A 22,655-nucleotide genomic window follows, 5' to 3' on the forward strand; every position below is an offset into this window, starting at 1 on the left:
TCGTCGGGTCCCTCACTGGCTAAGACCGGGAGCGGGGTGGAAATCCTCAGCGCCGTGCCAGAAAATTTTGCTCACGCCGCCGAGACGATGGTGAGGAAGGGCGAGAGGGCGATGACCCGGATCGGCAGCCCCTGGGCGAGGGCCGCGAGCGAGGCTTCGGGGGTACGAAGGTCCAGCACCGCATTGACGCGCAGGGCGTCGATGGCCGCGCCGCGGGCAACGATCCATCCCGAATGGTAGGGGCGCAGCGCCGCGATGATATCGGCGAGCGAGCGGTCTTCGGCGATGTACATGCCCGAGCGCCAGGCGAGGGTGACGTCCGCCGGCTGGAGGGTAACCGCGCCGAGGCCGCCGTCCGGGGCGATGCGGATGCGCTCGCCCGCTTTCAGCGTCAGTTCGCCGGCGGCCGTGACCTGCACTCCGTGCTCAACCACGCTCACCGCCAGCGAGCCGTCGCCGCGATTGGCATCGACGTCGAAGGCGGTGCCGAGGGCGCGCAACCGGCTTGCCCCCGCCGCCACCTCGAAAGGACGCGCGGGGTCTGCCGCTACCTCGAAGAAGGCCTGCCCTTCGAGCAGTTGGACTTGCCGACGCGCAGCGGTGAGGTCGAGGGCAAGGGCGCTACGGGCGTTCAGCGTCACGCGCGTGCGGTCGGCCAGCGTGACTGTCCGCACCTCTCCCGTGCCGGTCGCGATGTCCGCGCGGGGACCCAGCGTTCTCAGCAACCACGCGCCGCCCGCGCCCGCGACGCCAAGGCCGGCGGCGCCGCCCAGCAGGGCGCGTCGCGAGAGGCCGGACTGGATGTGCCGTGCCGTGCCGGGCCGGATGAGGCCGCTGCGCGAATCCTGATGCAGTTCCGAGGCATCGCCCCACAGCTGTTCCGCCTCGCGCGCGGCGGCCTCGTGGTCCGGGCTCAGTCGTCGCCAGGTGGCGAAGGCGGCGACGACCTCCGACCGCGCCTCGCCGGAATGCAGGCGCACGATGAAAGCCAGCGCCTCATCCGACAGGGCGCGCGGCGGGTAGGCGGGTCGATCGCTGGCTGATGTCACCAACGGGATCTCCCACGAAAGCCTGAAAAGAGCGCGGACTTGTAGACGGTTGCCGTCGGCATGCTCCCCAACACGCGCGTCTTACTCATCGTCGCGCATCAGGTCGCGGCAATGCATGAGTGCACGAAGTATGTGCTTCTCCACCATGCTGACGGACACGCCGAGATGCGCGGCGATCTCGCGGTGGCCGCGCCCCTCCAGCTTGTTCATCACGAAAGCCGTTTGGCAGGCCGCCGGCAGTTCGTTCAGCAGCACAGCAAGCCGCACGATGCGCTGCCGGTGATGGAGAGCCGCAGCAGCATCGCCGATAGCGGCGAACCCGTCGATCTCCTCGATGGCGACCCGGTGGAGCCATTCGGCGTGGCGCCGGGCCGTGAAGTCGATCGCGGCGGTACGGGTCGCCGTAAAGGCGTAGGTCTTGGGATGCTCGATTGCCACCGCCTGCGCCGACCGGCCGGCGAGCCGGAGATAGGCGTTCTGCACCACCTCCTCGCCACCGTCGCGATCCCCCACCAGTCGAGCCGCGAAGCGCACGAGGTCACGATGATGACGCCGGTACAGATCGCCCAGCCAATGGTTGAGCGCCTTATTCATGGTTCGCCCCACCGCCGCGAGCGAGATCAGGAGGCAACTTTGTCCAGTAGTAGGTTGCGCTCAAAGCCAAGGTGATTACCGGGAAAGGCGCGCGCCGCTCATCGCCCGCGCAGATTCAGTCGTAGGGCGACAACCTAGACAATTCAGATTGTTGCGCAACATCAATGATTTAGATTGATTACAGATAAAAAAGGCCGCGGATGCGAACGACGGGTGAAGATGGTGAAGGACAGCATCCGGCAACAGCGTGCGCACGCTGCGGTTCATCGTTCATAGTCGCCGGCTCTTGCACAGCGCTTGGCGCGCGGTCTCCTGACCGCGTCGCCCTTCGCCACCAGCACCAGCTTCGAAGCGAGGTTATAGGTGTCCTGCAAGCCGATGTTCATCCCCTGGCCGTCGGTCGGCGGGTCGATGTGGCAGGCATCGCCGGCGAGGGACGCGTTGCCGTCGCGGTAGCGCTCGACCGGCCGCATTGAAATGCGGAAGATCGACGACCACCACACGGCGCGCGGCGCCGATTGCAAACGAACGGAAGAACATGTTACCCAACATTGGGGTCTGCCCTTCTTCCGGCATGACGCAACGTCCTTCCAGACGAACATTCCTCTGAAGTCATGCCGAAAAGATATCAGGCCACGGCCCGGATTCCCTCGCTCGCCTTCGGCATGGATCGCTGCATCGAGTTCGACGATGCGGAGCGTCTGGCTGAAGCTCTCGGTCCGAAAGGCCGGGCAAGCCTTGTGTATCGCCCCGTCGACCACAAAATGCCGTTTTGCAGCCGCTCGGCTAGCGTGAAGACGGCCTATGCACGGATTGTGGCAAGCGCGTCTTCGGCCGTTGATGTGGAAGCGGAAGGCGCGTCGCTGACGGGCGTCCTGCTCCTGCCGATTTTCGGCACCACCCTGACGCAATACGGTCGGCATAGCGTCGAATGGGGTCATGGGACCAACGCAGCGTTCCTGCCGCCGGACAGGTGCACCGCCCGGACCACCTTGCGCTCGGTGGTCAGCGTCGACATTGATCCCGCCGCGATCGAACCGGTCTTGAACGGCATTCTCGGCGACGACTGCCGTAAGGAGACATGCCACTTCATCGATTTTACAACACCACGCCCCCTCACCACACATGTGCGCGGCGTCGATTTTCTCAAGGTAATACTGTCGTATTTATCTGTATTAGACAGCATGAACCTTGAGCCCGACCTCATCGAGAGGTCGGGAATCGACAACATCATCTTGCGGTCAGCGCTCCTCATGATGCATCCGGAGCTTATCTCTGCGAGGGAAGAGCGAAGGAACGATAGATTAAACGCGATCGGCTCCGTCTGTGACTATATCGACGCCAATCTGAACAACCGGATCACGTTAACCGATCTTGAGCTGATAAGCGGCCTGTCCGGGCGCAGGCTGCAATACGCTTTTCGTGCCAGATTCGACTGCACGCCCATGCAATGGGTGGCGCAGCGTCGCCTGGAGGCGGTCCGCGCACATATTCTGGCGGCGCGGCCCGGCGCTTCCATCACCGCCATAGCCAGCCTTTACTTCACCAATCTCGGCGATTTCGCACGGCTGTATAGAGTGCGCTACGGCGAGCTTCCGAGCCAGACCCTGAGGGGCGCTTTGGCCAAGCGGCACTGAGTTTGACCGCTCGTCCGGCATCGGCTCCGGCGACCCGCCTCCGAGAAGACCCAGCCGCCGCAACGGCTCCTGTGGCGAGAATGCCGTAGCTCCGCTTTTTCAAAGCCGCCGTCGTTTATCCGATAACCCGTTCGCACACGCGGTTGCGACGCCCTTGGCGGCTGCCCAAAGGTCAGAGCGCGAACGGTTCCGTACGCTTTTGGTCGACGCTGTGTCGGCTGCCTCGGCAGCAGGCCATGGCGCGCCGACGGTGGTGAGGAGCGGGATCCATCCATCCTTTGCTTACCGGGCGACGCGGCGAGGGACTATGCAATGAGCGAGGGCAGTATGTTGGGCGGCAAAGGCGAAATCAGGCTTACAGCGGCGGCGAGGGGAAGCGATGCGAATGCGGGGGCGACTTCCACATTTCGCCCGCCCGTGCGGTTCGGCAGACGCGCAGCTACGTCGTCGCTTGCCCGACCTGTCCTGCGCTCCCGCTATGCCGCCGCGCTGCTCGCTTTCGCCTCGACAACGGCCCTGACGTCACCCGCATTGGCACAGGTGGGCACATGGACCGGGTCGACAAGCAGCGACTGGCTCGATTCGGGGAACTGGTCAGGCAATACCCTTCCGACTTCTTCCAACAATGTCCGCTTCAACACGACAACGAACAGCGCCGTTCTGTCCGGTGTCGGAGAAGCGCGTAACGCCTATGTCGGCAACGGATCGGCGGCTTCGCTCACCATCACCGGCCAGGACGCCGCCTTGACATTGTCGGGCCAGTTGCAGATCGGCCCATACGCGGCGGGCACGGTTTCGGTGCTGGACGGCGCAACCGTCACCGTGGCGAAGGGCGTCTTCGTCAATGTGTATTCCGGCAATTCCGGCGAGTTGATTGTCAGCGGCGCCGGCACCCGTCTCACCGCGCAGATGGAGCTTCAGGTCGGCAAGGCCGATGTCGGCACGATGACGGTGTCCGACGGGGCGGTTGTGACCGTCGGAAGCGAGACGTGCACCAGTTCCTGCGGCATGGCCATCCTCGGTGGCGACAGCGGAGGAAAGGGCACCCTGTCGGTCTCCGGCGCCGGTTCCAGCCTTTCCGTGGCCGGAGAGTTTCTGGTGGGGTGGAACGGGAGTGGCGCCGTCACCATCGCTGATGGTGGGCAGATCACAAGCCAGATGAGCACGTTTGGCGCCAATGCGACAGCGTCCGCCTCGGTCCTGGTCACGGGCGCGGATTCGCTGCTGAGCACCAGCGACATCTACCTGGGCCAGAACGACGGGAGCAATCCGAGCTCCCTGAACGGCGGCAGCGCGGTCTTGACGATTGCCAATGGCGCCACCGTCAAGGCGGCCAGCGGAATCTCCTACGTGCCGCTGCCGAGTTCGACGCCCGTCATTTCCACCGGCACGGTCTATCTGGCCTACAGCACCGGCTCTACCGCGACCCTGAATATCGGCGCGGCCGAGGGCAGCCTCGCGCAGGCTGCCGGCACCCTTGATGCCAACTACGTGACCTTTGGAAACGGCACGGGCACCGTGGTGTTCAACCACACTGCGACGGACTATGCCTTCGGCGCAGCCTTTTCCGGAACGGGCAGCGTCAAGGCGATCGCCGGCACCACCATCCTGAGCGGCGATTCCTCCGGCTTTACCGGCACGACGACCATCGGCGCTGGCGCCACGCTTCAGGTGGGCGATGGTGCAACCTCGGGCGCGCTCGGCGGTGCGATTGTCGATAACGGCACTCTCATCTTCGACCGTTCCGACGAAGCCTCCTTCGCGGGAACCATCTCCGGCGAGGGCCTGATCGACAAGAGCGGCAGCGGCACGCTGACCATGAGTGGCAACTCATCCAGTTTCGCCGGCACCACAACGGTTTCCGCGGGCGAACTCAAGATCAGCGGATGGCTCGGCGGCGTGGTGACGACGCAGTCCGGCTCGACTCTTTCCGGGTCCGGCACCGTCGGCGGGATCGTCGCTGAAGCAGGGTCCACCATTGCGCCGGGCAACAGCCCCGGAACGCTGACCGTTGCAGGTAATTACGAGCAGCAGTCCGGCTCGACCTATGCGGTGGAGGTGCAGCCAGGCAGCGCCGTGTCCGACGTCATCTCGGTGCAGGGCTCCGCGACTCTGGAAGACGGCGCGATACTGGACGTCACCAAATACGGCAGCGGTGCCTTTGCCTATGACGCCCATTACACCGTTCTCACCGCCGCGGGCGGGGTGGAGGGCACCTATGTCCTGACCGGGGATACGATGATCTCTGCCTTCTACGGGCTGGAGGCGGTGTATGACGACACCAATGTCTATCTCGATGCCGGGCAGGTCCGGTCCTTCGTTGCCGCCGGCGTCACGCGCAACCAGAGGGCGACCGCCAGCGGCCTGCAAAGCCTCGGCGGTTCCAGCGCCCTGCGGTTCGCCATCGCCTCCCTACCGACCGACGCCGAGGCGCGGGCGGCTTTCGACGCCCTTTCGGGCGAGGTACATGCCTCCATCAAGGGCGCACTTGTGGAGGATAGCGGCATCGTGAGAGAGGCAGCGATCGAGCGTCTCCGTCACGCCTTCGGTTCCGCCGGCGCGGCCACCCAAACCGTTGCCGCCTGCGGCGAAGCAGGAGGCAACGGCACAAGCGCGGCACCTTCCGGCATTGATTGCCCTGCCGTCTGGGCCCAGGGTTACGGCTCTTGGGGCACCACGAGTGGCAACGGCAATGCCTCCGAGCTCTCGCATGACATTGGCGGCTTCCTGATCGGAGCGGACGCTGCCGCGCTCGATACATGGCGCCTGGGTGTGATGGGGGGCTACAGCCGCTCCACCTACTCGGTGGATGCCCGAGACTCCTCGGGCAATTCCGACAATTACAGCGTCGGCGTTTATGGCGGGTCGCAATGGGATAGGCTCGGCCTGCGCCTGGGCGCGGCCTATACGTGGAGCGACGTGGAGACGGCGCGCAGCGTCAATTTCGCGGGCTTCGCCGATTCGCTTTCCGGCGACTACGATGCCGGCACCACGCAGGTGTTCGTCGATCTGGGCTACCGCATCGACATCGCTTCCGCCTCGTTCGAGCCGTTCGCTGGCCTTGCCTATGTGAATGTCGATACGGATGGCTTTACGGAGCAGGGAGGCGCGGCGGCGCTCACCAGCCAGGCCGACGACACCAGCGTCACCTTCTTGACCCTCGGCCTGCGCGCATCCAACAGCTTCACCGTCAGCGGCTACGATCTGACGGTCGCGGGAACGCTCGGCTGGCGCCACGGCTGGGGCGACCTGACGCCGACATCGACGCTAAACTTCGCGGGCTCGGACGCTTTCGCCATCAGCGGAACGCCAATCGCTGCGGACGCCGCCTTGGTCGAAGCAGGTATCTCTGCCGCCCTCTCGCAGCGCGCCTCGCTCGACCTGTCCTACAGCGGGCAATTCGGCGACGGAGTACAGAGTCAGGGTGTGCGTGGAACGTTCGGCGTGACGTTCTAGGCGTCGAACTGCCGACGCCCCGGCTTGCGGCCGCGCGGCCGCAAGCGCTGGCCTGTCGCCCATTTTCGGCGTCCTCCAGCAGCCGCAGCATCGCGCGGCGCTTGTACGCGCTCGTGCGGCGCATGCCGTAGGCGGCATCGTCCGCCCGCTCTACCGTCTTCCGCGTTCCCGCTTGAGCCGCACGCCGAATGCGGTCTCTATTGACGCCCCGAGGCCATCCGGAAGAAAGTGAACCGTCGTGCAGCCAGATGTCTGCCGCATCACTTGCCTGGCCCGACCGCGTGACCAAACGGCATCATGAGAGGCCAGGGGGGTCGAGGCTATTGACCCACGCCGAGCCGCGCGCCGGCCCATCTCTCCATTTGACAGCAGCAGTGCGCCTTCATGGCGTGACTGTCTGGTAGCTGAGGAAAGGGCAGGCTCCGCATCAGGATTCACGCGGCCGTCGGGACCTCTGAGTTCGATGCAGAATATCAGATTGCGTTGACTGGGGCGCCTCGCCGAGAGGCGGTGGCCGGTTCACTGGCCCGACTGCTGGCCCATTTCCAGGCGACGAGCGAATAAGTGGTCCTATTGCCCGCGACGCAACTGGCCCGCCAGCATGTCCGCGACGGCGTTGCCACCATCAAGACCGAAAAGAGCGGCGGCAAGGTCGAGGTGGCGCTGCCTATCCTGGCCGTACTGCAGGCCACGCTCGACGCCGGCCCCAGCGGCGATCTCACCTTCATTGCCGGCGCCAATGGCCGCCCACTCACGAAAGAGTCCTTCGGCAACGAGTTCGCAGCGGCCGCTCGCACCGCCGGTGTACCGAAGTCTGCCCATGGCGTTCGCAAGATCGCCGCGACACGGTCTGCCAATGCCAGCGCGACTGGAAGCGATCTTCGGATGGACGGGGGAACGATGGCCTCGCACTACACACGGAAGGCCGATCGCAAGAGGCTCGCTACGGCCGCCACGCACCTTCTCGCGAACGATGCCGGAACATCTATTCCCGCGCCTTATCTCCCGGTGCGGGAAAATGAAGAGAAAGGCTAATGAAATCAGCACCACATCAAAATAATGGTGCGGTCGAGAGGACTCGAACCTCCACGGTGTTACCCACTGCCACCTCAAGGCAGCGCGTCTACCAATTCCGCCACGACCGCATCACTCACACCCGGCTGCTTCGTTAGCGGCCAGCGGGAGCGGGGCATCGTCTAACAGATCGTTTGGGGGTCCACAAGGGCCGCAGGAGCCACGCGGCGGCCTGTGGACAGCTGCGCCTGCCGCACATGGCGACGGACGCGACAGGAACGGGCCCAGCGACTATGTATCGGCAATGGATGAGACCACGTCTTCACCCGGACAGGCCCGGCCTGTCGGTCGCGATTCCCTTAGCCCGCTGATGCCGCCACGCGCCGGCAGTGCGCCGGTGCGCTGGCGCGTCTCGCGGGATGCCGTTGCCTATCCCGAGGCGCTGGCGGAAATGGATCGGCTGGTGGAGGAGATCGCAGCAGGGCGAGCCGATGAACTTGTCTGGCTGCTGGAGCATCCGCCACTCTACACCGCCGGCACCAGCGCCCGGGCCGAGGATCTCGTGGAGGCGGAGCGCTTCCCGATCTTCCAGACCGGTCGCGGCGGGCAATTCACCTATCACGGCCCCGGCCAGCGTGTTGCCTATGTCATGCTGGACCTCAAGCGGCGCGAACCGGATGTGCGTCGCTATGTCACCGCGCTGGAGGAATGGCTGATTCGGGCGCTGGATACGTTCAATGTGCGCGGCGAGCGCCGCGAGGATCGCGTGGGAGTCTGGGTGCGGCGCCCGGAGAAAGCGGGGTCGGGCGAGGACAAGATCGCTGCCATCGGCATCCGCGTACGGCGCTGGGTGACGCTGCACGGCGTCTCGCTCAATGTGGAGCCGGATCTCTCCCATTTCGCCGGCATTGTGCCCTGCGGCGTACGGGACCACGGCGTTACCAGCCTTGTCGATCTCGGCCTGCCCGTGAGCATGGACGACGCCGACATCGCCCTGCGCCGTGCCTTCGAAACGGTATTCGGGCCGACGATCCTAGAAGACACAACCGTCTAGGCGGTCGGCCAGACGGCGAAACCGCCGAAGGCTTCGGCCTCCGCCATGCTTTCCTCCTGCACCGTGACCTCGCTGACGTGGGCGGCCGGGGGCCCGGAGCGGCAAGCGTAGATGAAGTCCGCCAAGGTCGGTGCGGGCGCGAAGATGAGCGCTTCGACAGCGCCGTCACGCCGGTTGCGTACCCAGCCCCGCATGCCGGCCCGCTCGGCCTCACGGGCCAGCCAGGCGCGGTAACCAACACCTTGAACGCGTCCACGCACGAAAAGACGGGTGGCGGCGAGCGTGGTCATGTCGAGGCGTCTCCAACTATCTTTCGGTAGCGCGAAACCGTAGCCCGGTTGAGGAATTGTCCCCTGGCCGACTCTTCATTAACACCAGCTCGTTTATCAACGGGAGCGTCATTGCCGCACGCGGCCGAACTCCCGCTTCCCCCCATGACCCCCGTCCGGAGTAGGGCATGCGCGAAGAGACCGATCTCGCCACCCCGCCGCGCGGGCCGGAGCATGACAACGACCCGAGCGACACGCCGGGCTTCGTCGAGGCCGTCGTCGGAGCCATCGAGACGCGCGATGTCGACGCCCTGCGCGCCATCGTCAGCGATCTGCACGAGACCGATGTCGCCCGGCTGCTTGAAGCGCTGCCCGCGCCTGACCGGCCCCAGCTCATCGAGCTGCTGGGCGGCGATTTCGACTTCACGGCGCTCACCGAGCTCGACGAGACGGTGCGCGTGCAGATTCTCGAGGCCCTGTCGACGCAGACCGTCGTCGACGGCATGCGCGAGCTCGATTCCGACGACGCGGTCTACATCCTCGAAGACCTCGACGATGCCGACAAGCAGGAGATCCTTTCCAACCTGTCGATCCCGGAGCGGGCCGCGCTGCAGCGCAGCCTCGACTATCCCGAGGAAAGCGCCGGCCGGCGCATGCAGACCGAGTTCATCGCGCTGCCGCCGTTTTGGACGGTGGGCCAGGTGCTGGACTATATCGGCGAGACGGAGGGTTTGCCGGAGACCTTCTTCGAGGTGTTCGTCGTCGACGCCACCTATCGCCTCAACGGCTCGGTGCCGCTGGACCGCCTGCTGCGCACCAAGCGGGGCATCAAGCTCGGCGACGTGGTCACGCCGGATCGCCATGTGGTCAACGCCACCGACGACCAGGAAGACGTGGCGCGCGTGTTCGAACGCTACAATCTGATCTCGGCGCCGGTGGTCGACGAGGCCGGCCGCCTCGTCGGCGTGCTGACCGTGGACGATATCGTCGACGTGATCCAGGAAGAGGCGGACGAGGATCTGAAGGCACTCGGCGGCGTCGCCGGCGACGAAGAACTGTCGGACAGCTTCTGGTACATCGCCCGCAGCCGTTTCTCCTGGCTGCTGCTGAACCTGATCGCCGCCAATATCGCCTCCTTCGTCATCGCCCTGTTCGAGAACGAGCTGCAGCGCATGGTGGCGCTTGCCGTGCTTATGCCGATTGTGGCCAGTCAGGGTGGTAATGCCGCCACGCAGACGATGACCGTGGCGGTGCGGGCGCTGGCGACGCGCGAATTGCGGCCCAGCAACGCCCGGCGGGTAATCGCGCGCGAATTGCTGGTCGGGCTGTTCAATGGCGTCGTCTTCGCGGTCATCATGGCCGTGGTGGTGTTTGCGCGGTTCGGCGTGGCCGATCTTGGCTTTGTCATCGCGCTGGCCATGATCATCAATCTCGCCGCGGCCGCGCTTGGCGGCATCCTGATTCCGCTGGCGCTGGACCGCTTGAAAGTCGATCCGGCGGTGGCGTCGGGTCCGTTTGTCACCACCATCACCGATGTGGTCGGCTTTTTCGCCTTTCTCGGAATCGCCTCCCTGTGGTTCTGAACGGGCGCGCCCTATCCTGACGGTTGCAAGCTGGTCCGGACGGGCTGACGAGGGGGCGGAATGTTCTTCTACGTGTCGAAGATTGCCTGGCTGGTTGCGACCCCGTCGACCTTCCTCACACTGCTGATCGTGGCCGGCCTGGCGTTGAGCCTGTTCTGGCGGCGCGTCGGCATGACGCTGGTCACTCTCGGCGCCGTGGGCCTGCTGCTGCTTGGCCTCGGCCCGTTTGGTCGCATCATGCTGGTGCCGCTCGAAGCCCGCTTCCCGACCTTTGCCGATGACGGGCGCCGGGTCGACGGGATCATCGTGCTGGGCGGCGCGGAACTCCCCGGCGTCAGTGCCGCGCGGAGGCAGCCCTCATTCCAGGAATCGGCTGAGCGGATTCTGGCGATGGGCGAGCTCGCCCGCCGCTATCCCGAGGCCCGGGTTGTTTTCGCCGGGGGCAGCGGCCTCATGAGAAAGCAGGCGGCGCAGGAGGCGGATGTGGTGCGCCTGGCGCTTCCGCAGATCGGGCTGGCGGAGGAAAGGGTCGAGTTTGAGGACACCTCGCGCAACACCGCAGAGAATGCGCGGCTTGCCAAGGAACTGATAAAGCCACTTCCGGGAGAGAACTGGCTGCTCGTCACCTCGGCCTTCCATATGCCGCGGGCGGTAGGCTGTTTCCGGGCGGTCGGGTTTCCCGTCACGGCGTATCCGGTTGATTTTCGCACCACCGGCGATCCAGGCTACTTTCACCTCTTCGGTTCGGTCTCGGAGGGGTTGAGCTTCTTCGAGCTGGCGCTGCGCGAATGGGTCGGATTGGCAGTTTATTATCTGACCGGACGCATCGACAGCCTGCCACCGGGGCCGCTGACGGATCAGCCTGCCGGCGGCAGCCCCAGCCGGTAGACGCCGCGCAGGTCCGCCGCGTCGATCGGCTTGCCTTTGCGATAGAGCACGATACGGCCCGCCTGTGCGAGGCGTAGGGCGCCGCGCCGCACAGAGGGGAGAAGGCTCTGCCAGTCGGGTCCGGTAGCGACACTGCGCGCCACATCCTCCGGCGTCACCGTCCGCGCCGCGCCGGGCTGGCCGGCAACCGTGAGGATAGCTTCTTCGACGGCCTCCTCGGAGGGGCGGGGAGCGGCTTCATCCGGCATTGTCGAGAACCCAGTGTGAATCCCGGCCGAGCTGCCGGTTGATCATGACGAGGAAGATGGCCAGCGTCGCCGCCATCAGCGCCCAGCCATTAATGTACCAGCCGAGATAGGCAATGGCGAAAAAGAAGGAACGCTGGCCGCGGTTGAAGTGGCGGCCGGCGATCGTCGCCATGCGGGCGAGCTTGACGACATGCGCCTGCGCTTCCGGCGTGCCGCCCTCGGAAGGGGGAGGGGTCGATCCCAGCAGGATGGTTGAATAGTTGAACAGCCGGTAGGCCCAGGCGAATTTGAAGAAGGCGTTGGCGAAGATCAGCGTCAGGCCCAGCGTCTTCAACTCCCACCCCGTGCGGTTGGCGGCGCCGAAGGGCAGGTCGCGAAACAGCGCCATCACCGCTTCGGTCGATTGAAGGAAGGCGAGGGCGGCGCCGATGGCGAGCAGCGAGGTGGAGGCGAAAAACGCCGTTCCATTTTGCAGTGCAGCGATGATCTGCGCGTCGACGATGCGGTTCTCGCGCGTCAGCATGCGCTGCATCCACTCCAGCCGATAGACATCCATGCGCCGGTTCAGCGTGCGCGACTCGGCCCACTTTCCTTCCATGATGAGGTGATAGGCTACCCAGGCGAGGCAGAATGCCGACAGGGCAACCCCGTCAATATAATTGAAGCCGAGCATAGTGTTACCCAAGTGTCCCCTCTGCCGCGCCACTCTGGCAGTCTTTCCGCCATGGTGGGCGCGGCGCGCGGCGCGTTCAATAGGCCGATGCGGGAATGTTCCCTGAGACGGCATGCGGCGAGGGCAGGGCTGCACTGCGGGCAGCGGGCCCAAATGTGGCGTTTTCGCGGTTGCGAACGGCGTAACGATTTATTAAATACTGTTTCAGACGGCAGCGCTTTGCGGACACAAGGCGGGTGCGTCGAGGCGAACGTATCGTTCCGAGGATCACCATGAATTCCATTCCCGAGCGCTCCTGTTGGGGAGTTGCCCGTTGGGCTGTCGCCGCCTTTCTGGCGTGCATTGCCCTGATCTACCTCTTCGGAGGCTTCCAGGCGGCGCAGGTCGTCGCCGGTTGAGCCGAGTGCCTTCCGCATAGCGGCTTTCTCCCGTTCAATCGACAATGGCTCGGCCGCAAGGCCGGGCCATTTTTGTCGGTGGCGGCACCGGTCGGGGTGAGGATAACGGGAATTGATCGTCTCCATCACGCGGATGCGTTTGCCCTGCCGTCCCGGATGAAGGATTGATCGGGGTATGGGAAGAGGAGACGCGGCGTGACGCTCAGGCTTGTCATCGGCAACAAGAACTATTCCTCCTGGTCGCTGCGACCCTGGCTGGCCATGACCGCCCTTGGCATTCCTTTCGAGGAAATCCTGGTTGCGCTCGACGCGCCGGACTTCAAGGCGCGCGTCCGCGCCCATTCGCCGGCCGGCAAGGTGCCGGTGCTGATCGACGGCGACGCGATCGTGTGGGAATCGAGCGCGATTCTGGAGCACCTGGCTGAACGCTTTCCCGACAAGGGCGTGTGGCCGGGCGATCCCGTCGCCCGCGCCTATGCGCGCTCGCTGGCCACCGAAATGCACAATGGCTTCGGGGCGCTGCGCAGTGTAGCGCCGATGAATCTGTGGCGGCCTGTCGAAGCGCGGTCCTTCCCCGATGCGGCGATTGACGATGTCCGCCGCATCGTCCGCCGCTGGGGCGAGGCGCGGCAGCGCTTCGGGGCGAAGGGCGACTTCCTGTTCGGGGCGTTTTCGGGCGCCGACGCGATGTATGCCCCGGTGGCGACGCGGATCCGCACCTATGCGATCGAGGTCGATGACGTCGCCTCCGCCTATGTCGAGGCGATCCATGCCCATCCGGCCTTCAAGGCCTGGAAGGAAGCAGCGCTGAAGGAGACGGGGGAACTTGCCGAGGATGAGGTCGACTGGCCGATCGTCAAGCGCGTATAGAACGCGCCAACATTGACCCGCGAGCCGCTCATGCCGCTTCACCTGCTCAAGCTCTGCGTCGGCGCCGAATCCATCGAGGATCTCGAAGCGTGGATCGCCGAGAATCTCGCCAGCAAGGCGGCTCGTGGGCAACCGGCCGAGCAGGCGCACACCACCCGCATGGTGCCGACCCGAACGAGTGAACTGCTGGAAGGCGGCTCGCTCTACTGGGTGGTCAAGGGCGAGGTGGCCTGCCGGCAGGTGCTGACCGGGATACGCCCCTTCGTCGATGGCGACGGCATCCGCCGTTGCCATCTCGTGCTCGATCCTGTGGTGCATAGGGTAGAGCCGCGCCCCAATCGGCCCTTCCAGGGCTGGCGCTATCTCGCCGACAAGGACGTGCCGCCGGATATCGCCGCCGGCCGCGACGCGCCGCTTTTTCCCGATGAATTGCGCCGCGAACTGCGCTCTCTGGGACTTCTCTGACACGTCGAGGGATCGGAACTGCGATTCGGACGTTATTCCCTCACGTAATGCTAAGGGAGTAACGGAATGAGCCAGACACATACTGATGGAATGACCAAGACCAACTCGGATGATCACCGCGTGGTCGATAATGGCGAGGTCGTCGTTAAAGCCAATACGGAGGAGCGGCAGGCCGTCGAGGTCAAGCCGATGCGCTATGTTCTGGGCATCAGTCTCGCGCTCGTGGTCGTCGCCATGATCCTCGCCTATACGGTGATGATCTGACGAGGCCGTTTCCGTCACACCGCAAGATTGTCGATCAGACGGGTCGCACCAATCTTGGCGGCGACAAGGAGGCGGACGGGCCCGTCCTCCACTGATGAAACCGGCGCCAGTGTAACGGCGTGCCGGGCCTCCAGATAGTCGATGTGGAAGCCCGCCTTTGTAACATGCGCGCGGGCCGCGTCGACGGAGTTGGCGATGGCGCCGCCTCGCTTGATCGCCGCGGCAGCGGCGCTCAGGGCGCGATGCAGAGCCGGCGCGGCGGCACGGTCTTCCTGTCCGAGATAGACATTGCGCGAGGAGAGGGCGAGTCCGTCCGCCTCGCGCACCGTCGGCACGCCGATGATCTGCACGGGCAGGTCGAGGTCACGTGCGAGCTGCGTAATCACCTGAAGCTGCTGGTAGTCCTTTTCGCCGAAAAGCGCGATGTCGGGCTGGGCCTGGATGAGCAGCTTGGCGACGACGGTGGCAACCCCCGCGAAATGCGTCGGCCGAAAATCCGTCTCCAGCCCCAGCGCGGGCCCGGCCATCGAAATGGTGGTGACGAAACCCGGGGGGTACATCTCCGTGGCATCGGGCACGAAGGCGAGTTCCACACCTGCCGTCTCGGCCTTGTCGAGATCCGCCTCCAGAGTCTTGGGATAGCGCGAGAGGTCCTCCGTCGGGGCGAACTGCGTCGGGTTGACGAAAATGGAGACGACGATGTGCTCCGCGAGCTTGCGCCCTTCTGTCATCAGCGCCACATGGCCGGCATGCAGCGCCCCCATGGTCGGCACGAGGGCGACGCGCTCGCCGGCCGCTCGCCATTGCCTCACCTGCGCCCGCAGCTCGGCGACGGTGTGAACGGTTCGGATTGCGCGCGTTCTGGCCATGGCGGACGCCTCTTAAGTCGGGGCGCGGAAGCTAGCAGAGCGACCATGAGGGTCAACTGCGGGTCATCCTCGTCGTGCGGGCCTGTTCGCACGGGCGCATCGCCCGCTACACTTGCGCCGAATCCGCATCGGAAACTCGTATGGCTGCCGACAAGACCACTCCGACGAAAAGTACCTCCGGATCGCCGTCCGCGCTCTCGGCGGACACGTCCGCCTTCCTCGCAGAGCTGGAGCGCCGTGCTCCGCTGTCGGCGGAGCGGCGCGGACGGCTCATCTTCGGGCTCGACGCCACGATGAGCCGGCAGCCGACATGGGATCTCGCCTGCGGCCTGCAGATGGAGATGTTCGAGGAGGCGGCGCGTGTTGGCGGGCTGGACGTGCAACTCGTCTATTATCGCGGCCTTGGTGAATGCCGGGCATCTCCCTGGATGGCCGATGGCGGCAAGCTCGGCGCGCTGATGGCGCGCATTCAGGTTCAGGGTGGGCGCACGCAGATCGGGCGCGTGCTGAACCATGCGGGCGCGCAGGCCGCCAAGGGGCATGTCGGCGCGCTGGTCTTCGTCGGCGACGCGATGGAAGAGAATGTGGACGCGCTCTGCGCCGAGGCCGGGCCGCTGGCGCTTCGCGGCGTGCCCGCCTTCATGTTCCAGGAGGGCGGGGACATAGCTACCGAGCGGGCCTTCCGGGAGATTGCCCGCCTCACCAAGGGCGCCTATTGCCGCTTCGACGCGGGCGCCTCCGCCGAATTGCGGGCGCTGCTGCGCGCCGCCGCCTCCTATGCTGCCGGCGGATCGAAGGCGCTGGCCGCGTTGGCCGGCGCCTCGCCCGGGGCGCGGCGTCTCATCTCCGCGATGCAGGACACGCGATGATCGTCAATCTTGTCGTGGCGGCGGCCATTGTAGCCCTGCTGTATTACGGCCTGAAAGCCTTCGGCAACGCTAACCCTGCAATCCTGGCTCAGCTCGGCCGCCGGGTCGGAGGCGGGGCTCTGGTGCTTGCCGCGGGCTTCGTGGGCATGCGCGGCCATGTGGAGACGGCGTTGCCGCTCGGAATTTTCGGATTGTCGCTGTTGGGCTGGGACATTCGAAAGGCCTTCACGTCCTCGCAGAGCAAACCGAGCGGTGGGCGGACCTCGAAGGTGCGTACCGCGTTCCTCGACATGGAACTCGACCATGACAGCGGTCGGCTGCTCGGCAAGGTGATCAACGGCCCGCTGGCCGGGGCGTCTCTCGAAGCGCTCGACGTGCCCACGCTGGCCCGTCTCGCGCTCGACGTGGATACCGAAAGCCGCCAGCTACTCGAAGCTTATCTTGACCGCCGCTCGCCCGGTTGGCGTGAAAACGCGCAGGGCCATGCGGGCGGGCGGAGCGCTGACCCGCCGCGCCGCAGCGCGATGACGAAAGAGGAGGCCTACCAGATCCTGGGGCTTCAGCCGGGGACGGGGGCGGATGAGATCCGCAAGGCTCACCGTTCCCTTATGAAGAAACTCCATCCCGATCAGGGCGGGTCGAACTATCTCGCCGCCCGGGTGAACGAAGCCAAGGATATCCTGCTCGGCGGCCATTGATTCCTCCCCCCGGTCAGTTGCGGAAGACCATGCAGCCGAAGTCGCTGCGCTTCAGGGCCTGACAGGCCTTGCGCGCGGCGGACTCGGCGTCGAAGCCGGCGAAGCGGGCGCGCACGATACGGGTGGAGCCCTTGACCGCCGCTTCCGTGTAGGCGTCCGCCTTGGCCAGCGCACCGCCAGCCTTCTGCTGAGCCTTGGCGATCTGGGCGCGGGCATCGGCCTCGCTGCCGAAGGCGCCGATCTGGATCGCCCAGCCCGAACGCGGCGCAGCGGACTGTTCGGCGGTCTCGGCATCCTGGCGCGGAATCTCTATCGGTCCGGCGCTGGCGACCTGAATCTGCTGCTGCTTGATGGCGCGCTGGGCCGGCGCCGCAGCCTGCGATTCGGTGGCGTCGGACACGAAGCCGTTGGTGAAGGACAGGGTGCCCAGAATGCCCGGCTGGTTGCTGAAGGTGGCGACCGGGGTGGTCGGGCGGGCCACCGCCACGGTCTTCACCGCAACCGGTACGATGGGCGCGGCGGAACCGACCGGCGGCGTATTGACCGGCGGCGCGCTGGCCACCGCTCGGGCCGGCCGCGCCGGGGAGGGGGCGGGCGTGGGAACGGAGGCGGTGACGCTGTCCGTGTCGGCAACGGCGGACGCCATGGCGAGGCGCGGGCTGACGGCCGGAACCGGAATGGACTTGGACGCCGCAGGGGCTTCGACGGCGACCTCGATAGGCGCGCCTGCATCCTCGGCGGAGGCACCCTGGGGAGCGGTGTTCATGCGGGCGACCATCTGGCGGCCGGACTGAGCCTTGCCGAGATTGTCGTTGAGCAGGGCCACCATCTGGTTGTCGCGCGAGGCGGCGCTGGAGCCGCCCATCACCACGGCGATCACGTAGCGGCCGTTCTTCTTCACGCTGGTGAGAAGGTTGAAGCCCGAAGCGTTGGTGTAGCCGGTCTTGATGCCGTCGACGCCATCGACGCGGCCGAGCAGCCGGTTGTGATTGCGGATGGCGACGCCGCGATACTGGAAGCTGCGGGTTTCGAAATAGGCGTAATAGCGCGGGAAACGCTCCTGGATGGCACGGCCGAGCGTGGCGAGGTCGCGGGCCGTCGTCACCTGTTCGGCATTGGGCAGGCCGTTCGGATTCTTGAAGACCGAGCGCGACATGCCCAGCTGCCGGGCCCGACGGGTCATCAGGTTGGCGAAGCTGCCGGCGCTGCCGGAAACGTTCTCCGCCACGACGACCGCGACGTCGTTGGCCGAGCGGGTGATGAGCGCCTGGATGGAGTCCTCGACCGAGATGGTCGAGCCGGCTTTCACGCCTAGCTTGGACGGCTGTTGGGCGGCGGCATAGGGCGAGACGCGCAGCTGCGTGTTGAGCGTCATGCGGCCGGTCTCGAGCTGCTCGAACAGCAGATAGAGCGTCATGACCTTGGTGACGGAGGCAGGATGGCGGAGCTCGTCAGCATTGTTGGCATCGAGCACGCGGCCGGTATTGGCATCGACGACGATGTGGGAGTAGCCGCGATGCCAGTTGCCCGTGCTGGCGACGCTGCGCGTGACGGCCTGCTTGCTGCGCACCGTCTTCTTTTTCTTGGAAGCGGCTTCCGCGACGCCCGCTCCAAGGAGAGAAACTGCCAAAACCGCCACTGCGGCACGCATGAGAGTGGTGCCGACCATCTCCGGAACCCGCATTTGTCTGTCCCGCTACTCGCTGCCGGCAGGGTGCCGGAACTCAACACATTCGTCAGGAAAGGGGTGCCGCGCCCACGGCTTTGCTGCCGCTGCGAAGACCCCGATTGTTAAGGAACCCTGCCGAACCATCACTTCCCAAACCTTAAGAAGGGCAGGGTTACAGAGTCGTAAAGAACGCTCATCAACCCTGTTCATATGGCACGAAGATGGTGCCGCGCTGATTCTCGGCTCGCCTCACCCGCGAGTTATGTTGCGCTGCACAAATTCGCTTGACGGTATGTGGTGCGGTGCATTACAAAATTTGCAGGGAGAATTCCCGGGCGGGCGCGTGCGGCTGATGCGCGACGCGCGTGGCGAAACACCACAGGAGTTGGGCTCATGCTGCAGAATTTTGAAGACATCCAGAAGGTCGGCAAGGACAATCTCGAACTTGCCACGAAGAGCTTCGGCACGGTGTCGAAGGGCGTTCAGGCGATCGCCGTCGAGGTGGCCGACTACTCGAAGAAGTCGTTCGAGGAAGGCACCGCCACCGCCGAGAAGCTGTTCGGCGCCAAGACGCTGGACAAGGCAGTGGAGATTCAGTCGGCCTATTTCAAGAGCGCCTATGAGAGCTTCGTCGCCCAGGCCACGAAGATGGGCGAGCTCTATGCCGATCTCGCCAAGGAAACCTACAAGCCGTATGAGAGCGTCATCGGCAAGGTTGCTGTCGGCAAGTGATTTTAAGCGCCGGGCTTCGGCCCGCGCAAAAGGCTGACCTGAAACGGGAGTTCGGGTCATTCCTTGGTTTCGAAAGGCCCGGCGGCAACGCCGGGCCTTTTCATTTTGCGGGCTGTGACAGGTGCCGGAGGCAGGGCAGGCGCCGGCAAATGCAGGTGTCTCCACGGCTTTTGCGCCGAGGCGCCGCTCGCAAGGCGGAGCGCCGCCTCGCAATGTCACCGAATTGCGACAGCTGGTCCCGCACGCCCCACTGGCGTGAGCGGGAGGGCGTACATATTATAGCTACCGAGAACCGGGGAGCCGGTTGGGGAAATGTTTGATGTCCGACCGCGCCGAATGGCAGCCGCGTGAAAATATGATGGCCGACGACGACCGTCGCCGCCGTGGCGACAATGCGCCCGGCACGGCGGTGATCACCCGCACCAAGACGCAGGTGAAGCGGCCAAATCTCTATAGAGTGCTTCTGGTTAACGACGATTACACGCCAATGGAGTTCGTCGTGCACATACTGGAGCACTTTTTCAGCAAGAACCGGGAGGAAGCCACCCAGATCATGCTGCATGTGCATCAGCATGGCGTGGGGGAGTGCGGTATCTTCACCTATGAAGTGGCCGAGACAAAGGTCACGCAGGTGATGGACTTCGCGCGCAAGCACCAGCATCCTTTGCAGTGCGTCATGGAGAAGAAGTGACGCTCCGCGACGGCTAAACGAAGAGGTCCCGATGCCCACCTTCTCCCGAAGCCTCGAGCAGTCGCTGCACAGGGCCCTCGCGCTCGCCAACGAACGCCACCACGAATATGCGACGCTGGAGCACCTGCTGCTGTCACTGGTCGATGACCAGGACTCGGCGGCGGTGATGCGCGCTTGCAATGTCGACATCGACAAGCTGCGGCGCAATCTGGTCGAGTACATCGACACCGAGCTCGACAATCTCGTGCAGGACGGCGGCGAGGACTCCAAGCCGACCGCCGGCTTCCAGCGCGTCATCCAGCGCGCCGTCATCCATGTCCAGTCTTCCGGCCGCGAGGAAGTGACCGGCGCCAACGTGCTGGTCGCCATTTTCGCCGAACGCGAGAGCCATGCGGCCTATTTCCTGCAAGAGCAGGACATGACTCGCTACGATGCGGTCAACTACATCAGCCACGGCATCGCCAAACGCGCCGGCATGTCGGAAAGCCGACCCGTGCGCGGTGCCGAAGAGGAGACCGAAACGAAGACCGGGGAGGACACCAAGAAGAAGGCCGATGCGCTCGAGGCCTATTGCGTGAACCTCAACAAGAAGGCGCGCGAAGGCAAGATCGATCCGCTGATCGGCCGCGACGGCGAGATCCAGCGCACCATCCAGGTGCTGTGCCGCCGCTCGAAGAACAACCCGCTCTTCGTGGGCGATCCCGGCGTGGGCAAGACTGCCATCGCCGAGGGACTGGCGCGCCGCATCATTGCCGGCGAAGTGCCCGAAGTTCTCGCCAAAGCCACCGTCTTCTCGCTCGACATGGGCGCGCTTCTCGCCGGCACCCGTTACCGGGGTGATTTTGAGGAGCGCCTGAAGCAGGTGGTGAAGGAGATCGAGGCCTATCCCGACGCCATCATGTTCATCGACGAGATCCACACGGTGATCGGCGCTGGCGCGACCTCGGGCGGGGCGATGGATGCCTCCAATCTGCTCAAGCCTGCCCTCGCGGCGGGCACCCTGCGCTGCATCGGCTCCACCACCTACAAGGAGTACCGCCAGTACTTCGAGAAGGATCGCGCGCTGGTGCGCCGCTTCCAGAAGATCGACGTGCCGGAGCCGACCGTGCCGGACGCGATCGAGATCCTGAAGGGTCTGAAGCCCTATTTCGAGGACTACCACCGGCTGCGCTACACCAACGACGCCATCAAGGCGGCGGTGGAGCTCTCCGCGCGCTACATCCATGACCGCAAGCTGCCGGACAAGGCGATCGACATCATCGACGAATCCGGCGCGGCGCAGATGCTGCTGCCGGAGGGCCGGCGCAAGAAGATCATCGGTGTGAAGGAGATCGAGGCGACGGTCGCGACCATCGCGCGCATCCCGCCAAAGTCGGTCTCGAAGTCCGACACCGAGATTCTCTCGGCGCTGGAGACGACGCTGAAGCGCGTGGTCTACGGGCAGGACAGGGCCATCGAGGCGCTTTCCTCGGCGATCAAGCTGGCGCGGGCGGGCCTGCGCGAACCGGAGAAGCCGATCGGCTCCTACCTGTTCTCGGGCCCCACCGGCGTCGGCAAGACCGAGGTCGCCAAGCAATTGGCGTCCAGCCTCGGCGTCGAGCTGCTGCGCTTCGACATGTCCGAGTACATGGAGCGGCACACCATCTCGCGGTTGATCGGCGCCCCTCCCGGCTATGTCGGCTTCGATCAGGGCGGCCTGCTGACCGACGGCATCGACCAGCACCCGCATTGCGTGCTGCTGCTCGATGAGATCGAAAAGGCGCATCCCGACCTGTTCAACATCCTGCTGCAGGTGATGGACCACGGGAAGCTGACCGACCATAACGGCAAGCAGGTGGATTTCCGCAACGTCATCATCATCATGACGACCAATGCGGGCGCCGCTGACATGTCGAAGTCGGCCTTCGGCTTCACCCGCACCAAGCGCGAGGGTGACGATGTCGAGGCGATCAACCGGCTCTTCGCGCCGGAGTTCCGCAACCGCCTCGACGCCATCATTACCTTCGCCCACCTGACCAATGAGGTCATCTCGCTGGTGGTGGAGAAGTTCGTGCTGCAGCTTGAGGCTCAGCTCGCCGACCGCAACGTCACCATCGAGCTCTCCGACGAGGCGACCGCGTGGCTGGTGGAGCGCGGCTATGACCAGCAGATGGGTGCGCGCCCCATGGGCCGCGTGATCCAGGAGCACATCAAGAAGGCGCTGGCCGACGAGGTGCTGTTCGGCAAGCTGCGCTCGGGCGGGCATGTCCGCGTCGTGTTGAAGACCGACGAGGATGGCGAGACGTCGCTGGCCTTCGAATTCCCGGAAGGGCCGATCACGCCCAAGCCGGAGAAGATCGAGGCGCCCAAGGCCAAGCGAGCGCCGCGTCGCAAGGCGCCGGCCGCCAAGGCAAAGAAGGCGGCTCCCGCAGGCAGCCGCGCCAAGCCGGGCTCCTCCAAGGTGCCGAAGGTGCCGCTCGTCAAGGCGTGAGCCGCGGGCCGTCCTGGACGGTTGAGACGATAGCCATCAAGCCGCCCGCGATCCTGTCGCGGGCGGTTTCGTTTTGAGCGTGCTACGGGGCGTGCGGGCCGCCGTGCGCGTTTCGCTCGCCTCATGGCAGCCATGCGCGTGCCGCGTGCCGTTTGTCTTGACGGGATCGGGCTCGGGCCGCAGAACGCCGTCGCG

The 22,655-nt window shown here is 65.3% G+C and carries 23 protein-coding genes and 1 tRNA gene; 15 read left to right on the forward strand and 9 right to left on the reverse strand.

Annotated elements, in window-relative coordinates; genetic code table 11:
• Positions 1 to 71: 71 nt before the first annotated feature.
• The 3 genes from ACQY76_RS16905 to ACQY76_RS16915 all read right to left on the reverse strand — a co-directional run bounded on the left by ACQY76_RS16905 (position 72) and on the right by ACQY76_RS16915 (position 2,245).
• Positions 72 to 1,049, reverse strand: coding sequence for a FecR family protein (locus ACQY76_RS16905; RefSeq protein ID WP_428029875.1), 978 nt, complete (start codon positions 1,047 to 1,049; stop codon positions 72 to 74).
• Between the two features lie 81 nt (positions 1,050 to 1,130).
• Complete coding sequence (locus ACQY76_RS16910; RefSeq protein ID WP_428029876.1) at positions 1,131 to 1,643, reverse strand: sigma-70 family RNA polymerase sigma factor; 513 nt, start codon at positions 1,641 to 1,643, stop codon at positions 1,131 to 1,133.
• A 263-nt stretch (positions 1,644 to 1,906) separates the two neighbouring features.
• A complete protein-coding gene (locus ACQY76_RS16915; protein ID WP_428029877.1) occupies positions 1,907 to 2,245 on the reverse strand; it encodes an FAD-dependent monooxygenase in 339 nt (112 codons plus the stop codon).
• A 12-nt stretch (positions 2,246 to 2,257) separates the two neighbouring features.
• Between ACQY76_RS16915 and ACQY76_RS16920 the strand changes: the two genes are divergently transcribed.
• The 3 genes from ACQY76_RS16920 (at position 2,258) to ACQY76_RS16930 (ending at position 7,771) form a co-directional block, all read left to right on the forward strand.
• Positions 2,258 to 3,280: a helix-turn-helix domain-containing protein gene (locus ACQY76_RS16920; protein ID WP_428029878.1), complete on the forward strand. Its 1,023-nt coding sequence runs from the start codon at positions 2,258 to 2,260 to the stop codon at positions 3,278 to 3,280.
• Positions 3,281 to 3,592: 312 nt separating this feature from the next.
• Positions 3,593 to 6,736 carry an autotransporter outer membrane beta-barrel domain-containing protein gene (locus ACQY76_RS16925; RefSeq protein WP_428029879.1) on the forward strand — a complete coding sequence of 1,048 codons (3,144 nt, stop codon included), beginning with the start codon at positions 3,593 to 3,595 and terminating at the stop codon, positions 6,734 to 6,736.
• 564 nt (positions 6,737 to 7,300) lie between these two features.
• Complete coding sequence (locus tag ACQY76_RS16930; RefSeq protein ID WP_428029880.1) at positions 7,301 to 7,771, forward strand: hypothetical protein; 471 nt, start codon at positions 7,301 to 7,303, stop codon at positions 7,769 to 7,771.
• A 25-nt stretch (positions 7,772 to 7,796) separates the two neighbouring features.
• On the opposite strand, the gene ACQY76_RS16935 is transcribed toward ACQY76_RS16930, so the two are convergent.
• Positions 7,797 to 7,881 (reverse strand) — tRNA-Leu (locus ACQY76_RS16935).
• Between the two features lie 239 nt (positions 7,882 to 8,120).
• Between ACQY76_RS16935 and lipB the strand changes: the two genes are divergently transcribed.
• On the forward strand, positions 8,121 to 8,804 hold the full coding sequence (lipB, locus tag ACQY76_RS16940) for a lipoyl(octanoyl) transferase LipB (RefSeq protein WP_428029881.1): 684 nt from the start codon (positions 8,121 to 8,123) through the stop codon (positions 8,802 to 8,804).
• On the opposite strand, the gene ACQY76_RS16945 is transcribed toward lipB, so the two are convergent.
• Positions 8,801 to 9,094 carry an acylphosphatase gene (locus ACQY76_RS16945; RefSeq protein ID WP_428029882.1) on the reverse strand — a complete coding sequence of 98 codons (294 nt, stop codon included), beginning with the start codon at positions 9,092 to 9,094 and terminating at the stop codon, positions 8,801 to 8,803. The genes lipB and ACQY76_RS16945 overlap by 4 nt on opposite strands.
• Positions 9,095 to 9,261: 167 nt before the next feature.
• Here ACQY76_RS16945 and mgtE point away from each other — a divergent pair, with 167 nt between their 5' ends.
• Positions 9,262 to 10,656: a magnesium transporter gene (mgtE, locus tag ACQY76_RS16950; RefSeq protein WP_428029883.1), complete on the forward strand. Its 1,395-nt coding sequence runs from the start codon at positions 9,262 to 9,264 to the stop codon at positions 10,654 to 10,656.
• 60 nt (positions 10,657 to 10,716) lie between these two features.
• Positions 10,717 to 11,544 carry a YdcF family protein gene (locus tag ACQY76_RS16955; RefSeq protein ID WP_428029884.1) on the forward strand — a complete coding sequence of 276 codons (828 nt, stop codon included), beginning with the start codon at positions 10,717 to 10,719 and terminating at the stop codon, positions 11,542 to 11,544.
• Here the strand turns inward: ACQY76_RS16955 and ACQY76_RS16960 are convergent.
• Both ACQY76_RS16960 and ACQY76_RS16965 read right to left on the reverse strand, forming a co-directional pair.
• Entirely contained in the window at positions 11,514 to 11,792 is a 279-nt protein-coding gene (locus ACQY76_RS16960; RefSeq protein WP_428029885.1) for a DUF3253 domain-containing protein, read from the reverse strand. The genes ACQY76_RS16955 and ACQY76_RS16960 overlap by 31 nt on opposite strands.
• Positions 11,782 to 12,465, reverse strand: coding sequence for a DUF599 domain-containing protein (locus ACQY76_RS16965; protein ID WP_428033038.1), 684 nt, complete (start codon positions 12,463 to 12,465; stop codon positions 11,782 to 11,784). Before ACQY76_RS16965 ends, ACQY76_RS16960 begins: the two co-directional genes overlap by 11 nt.
• Positions 12,466 to 12,737: 272 nt before the next feature.
• On the opposite strand from ACQY76_RS16965, the gene ACQY76_RS16970 reads away from it, so the two are divergent.
• The 4 genes from ACQY76_RS16970 (at position 12,738) to ACQY76_RS16985 (ending at position 14,462) form a co-directional block, all read left to right on the forward strand.
• The gene (locus tag ACQY76_RS16970; RefSeq protein WP_428029886.1) at positions 12,738 to 12,863 is read left to right on the forward strand and encodes a hypothetical protein; all 126 of its coding nucleotides are present in this window, start codon (positions 12,738 to 12,740) and stop codon (positions 12,861 to 12,863) included.
• A gap of 195 nt (positions 12,864 to 13,058) precedes the next feature.
• Entirely contained in the window at positions 13,059 to 13,733 is a 675-nt protein-coding gene (locus tag ACQY76_RS16975; RefSeq protein WP_428029887.1) for a glutathione S-transferase family protein, read from the forward strand.
• Between the two features lie 30 nt (positions 13,734 to 13,763).
• On the forward strand, positions 13,764 to 14,198 hold the full coding sequence (locus ACQY76_RS16980; RefSeq protein WP_428029888.1) for a DUF1489 family protein: 435 nt from the start codon (positions 13,764 to 13,766) through the stop codon (positions 14,196 to 14,198).
• A gap of 66 nt (positions 14,199 to 14,264) precedes the next feature.
• On the forward strand, positions 14,265 to 14,462 hold the full coding sequence (locus tag ACQY76_RS16985; protein ID WP_428029889.1) for a hypothetical protein: 198 nt from the start codon (positions 14,265 to 14,267) through the stop codon (positions 14,460 to 14,462).
• Between the two features lie 14 nt (positions 14,463 to 14,476).
• Here ACQY76_RS16985 and panC read toward each other — a convergent pair whose 3' ends face one another.
• Positions 14,477 to 15,331 (reverse strand): pantoate--beta-alanine ligase, encoded by an 855-nt coding sequence (gene panC / locus ACQY76_RS16990; protein ID WP_428029890.1) that lies wholly within the window; start codon positions 15,329 to 15,331, stop codon positions 14,477 to 14,479.
• A gap of 140 nt (positions 15,332 to 15,471) precedes the next feature.
• Between panC and ACQY76_RS16995 the strand changes: the two genes are divergently transcribed.
• Both ACQY76_RS16995 and ACQY76_RS17000 read left to right on the forward strand, forming a co-directional pair.
• Complete coding sequence (locus ACQY76_RS16995) at positions 15,472 to 16,200, forward strand: VWA domain-containing protein (protein ID WP_428029891.1); 729 nt, start codon at positions 15,472 to 15,474, stop codon at positions 16,198 to 16,200.
• Complete coding sequence (locus tag ACQY76_RS17000; RefSeq protein WP_428029892.1) at positions 16,197 to 16,898, forward strand: DnaJ domain-containing protein; 702 nt, start codon at positions 16,197 to 16,199, stop codon at positions 16,896 to 16,898. Before ACQY76_RS16995 ends, ACQY76_RS17000 begins: the two co-directional genes overlap by 4 nt.
• Before the next feature lie 13 nt (positions 16,899 to 16,911).
• On the opposite strand, the gene ACQY76_RS17005 is transcribed toward ACQY76_RS17000, so the two are convergent.
• Positions 16,912 to 18,582 carry a serine hydrolase gene (locus ACQY76_RS17005; protein ID WP_428029893.1) on the reverse strand — a complete coding sequence of 557 codons (1,671 nt, stop codon included), beginning with the start codon at positions 18,580 to 18,582 and terminating at the stop codon, positions 16,912 to 16,914.
• A 378-nt stretch (positions 18,583 to 18,960) separates the two neighbouring features.
• On the opposite strand from ACQY76_RS17005, the gene ACQY76_RS17010 reads away from it, so the two are divergent.
• The 3 genes from ACQY76_RS17010 (at position 18,961) to clpA (ending at position 22,460) form a co-directional block, all read left to right on the forward strand.
• Entirely contained in the window at positions 18,961 to 19,299 is a 339-nt protein-coding gene (locus ACQY76_RS17010; RefSeq protein WP_428029894.1) for a phasin family protein, read from the forward strand.
• Between the two features lie 355 nt (positions 19,300 to 19,654).
• Complete coding sequence (gene clpS, locus ACQY76_RS17015) at positions 19,655 to 19,990, forward strand: ATP-dependent Clp protease adapter ClpS (protein WP_428033039.1); 336 nt, start codon at positions 19,655 to 19,657, stop codon at positions 19,988 to 19,990.
• A 31-nt stretch (positions 19,991 to 20,021) separates the two neighbouring features.
• Complete coding sequence (gene clpA / locus ACQY76_RS17020; protein WP_428029895.1) at positions 20,022 to 22,460, forward strand: ATP-dependent Clp protease ATP-binding subunit ClpA; 2,439 nt, start codon at positions 20,022 to 20,024, stop codon at positions 22,458 to 22,460.
• Positions 22,461 to 22,655: the final 195 nt, after the last annotated feature.

The organism is Ancylobacter sp. (assembly GCF_965279025.1).
Taxonomy (GTDB): Bacteria; Pseudomonadota; Alphaproteobacteria; order Rhizobiales; family Xanthobacteraceae; genus Ancylobacter.

Excerpts from the sequence above, each read along its gene's own strand:
- ACQY76_RS16920 (WP_428029878.1), top strand. The coding sequence starts at position 2,258 with ATGCCGAAAAGATATCAGGCCACGGCCCGGATTCCCTCGCTCGCCTTC.
- ACQY76_RS17005 (WP_428029893.1), bottom strand. The coding sequence starts at position 18,582 with ATGCGGGTTCCGGAGATGGTCGGCACCACTCTCATGCGTGCCGCAGTG.
- ACQY76_RS16915 (WP_428029877.1), bottom strand. The coding sequence starts at position 2,245 with ATGTTCGTCTGGAAGGACGTTGCGTCATGCCGGAAGAAGGGCAGACCC.
- ACQY76_RS16945 (WP_428029882.1), bottom strand. The coding sequence starts at position 9,094 with ATGACCACGCTCGCCGCCACCCGTCTTTTCGTGCGTGGACGCGTTCAA.
- ACQY76_RS16980 (WP_428029888.1), top strand. The coding sequence starts at position 13,764 with ATGCCGCTTCACCTGCTCAAGCTCTGCGTCGGCGCCGAATCCATCGAG.
- clpS (WP_428033039.1), top strand. The coding sequence starts at position 19,655 with ATGATGGCCGACGACGACCGTCGCCGCCGTGGCGACAATGCGCCCGGC.
- ACQY76_RS17010 (WP_428029894.1), top strand. The coding sequence starts at position 18,961 with ATGCTGCAGAATTTTGAAGACATCCAGAAGGTCGGCAAGGACAATCTC.
- ACQY76_RS16985 (WP_428029889.1), top strand. The coding sequence starts at position 14,265 with ATGAGCCAGACACATACTGATGGAATGACCAAGACCAACTCGGATGAT.
- ACQY76_RS17000 (WP_428029892.1), top strand. The coding sequence starts at position 16,197 with ATGATCGTCAATCTTGTCGTGGCGGCGGCCATTGTAGCCCTGCTGTAT.
- lipB (WP_428029881.1), top strand. The coding sequence starts at position 8,121 with ATGCCGCCACGCGCCGGCAGTGCGCCGGTGCGCTGGCGCGTCTCGCGG.
- ACQY76_RS16965 (WP_428033038.1), bottom strand. The coding sequence starts at position 12,465 with ATGCTCGGCTTCAATTATATTGACGGGGTTGCCCTGTCGGCATTCTGC.
- ACQY76_RS16910 (WP_428029876.1), bottom strand. The coding sequence starts at position 1,643 with ATGAATAAGGCGCTCAACCATTGGCTGGGCGATCTGTACCGGCGTCAT.
- ACQY76_RS16955 (WP_428029884.1), top strand. The coding sequence starts at position 10,717 with ATGTTCTTCTACGTGTCGAAGATTGCCTGGCTGGTTGCGACCCCGTCG.
- ACQY76_RS16970 (WP_428029886.1), top strand. The coding sequence starts at position 12,738 with ATGAATTCCATTCCCGAGCGCTCCTGTTGGGGAGTTGCCCGTTGGGCT.
- ACQY76_RS16925 (WP_428029879.1), top strand. The coding sequence starts at position 3,593 with ATGAGCGAGGGCAGTATGTTGGGCGGCAAAGGCGAAATCAGGCTTACA.
- ACQY76_RS16995 (WP_428029891.1), top strand. The coding sequence starts at position 15,472 with ATGGCTGCCGACAAGACCACTCCGACGAAAAGTACCTCCGGATCGCCG.
- ACQY76_RS16960 (WP_428029885.1), bottom strand. The coding sequence starts at position 11,792 with ATGCCGGATGAAGCCGCTCCCCGCCCCTCCGAGGAGGCCGTCGAAGAA.
- panC (WP_428029890.1), bottom strand. The coding sequence starts at position 15,331 with ATGGCCAGAACGCGCGCAATCCGAACCGTTCACACCGTCGCCGAGCTG.
- mgtE (WP_428029883.1), top strand. The coding sequence starts at position 9,262 with ATGCGCGAAGAGACCGATCTCGCCACCCCGCCGCGCGGGCCGGAGCAT.
- clpA (WP_428029895.1), top strand. The coding sequence starts at position 20,022 with ATGCCCACCTTCTCCCGAAGCCTCGAGCAGTCGCTGCACAGGGCCCTC.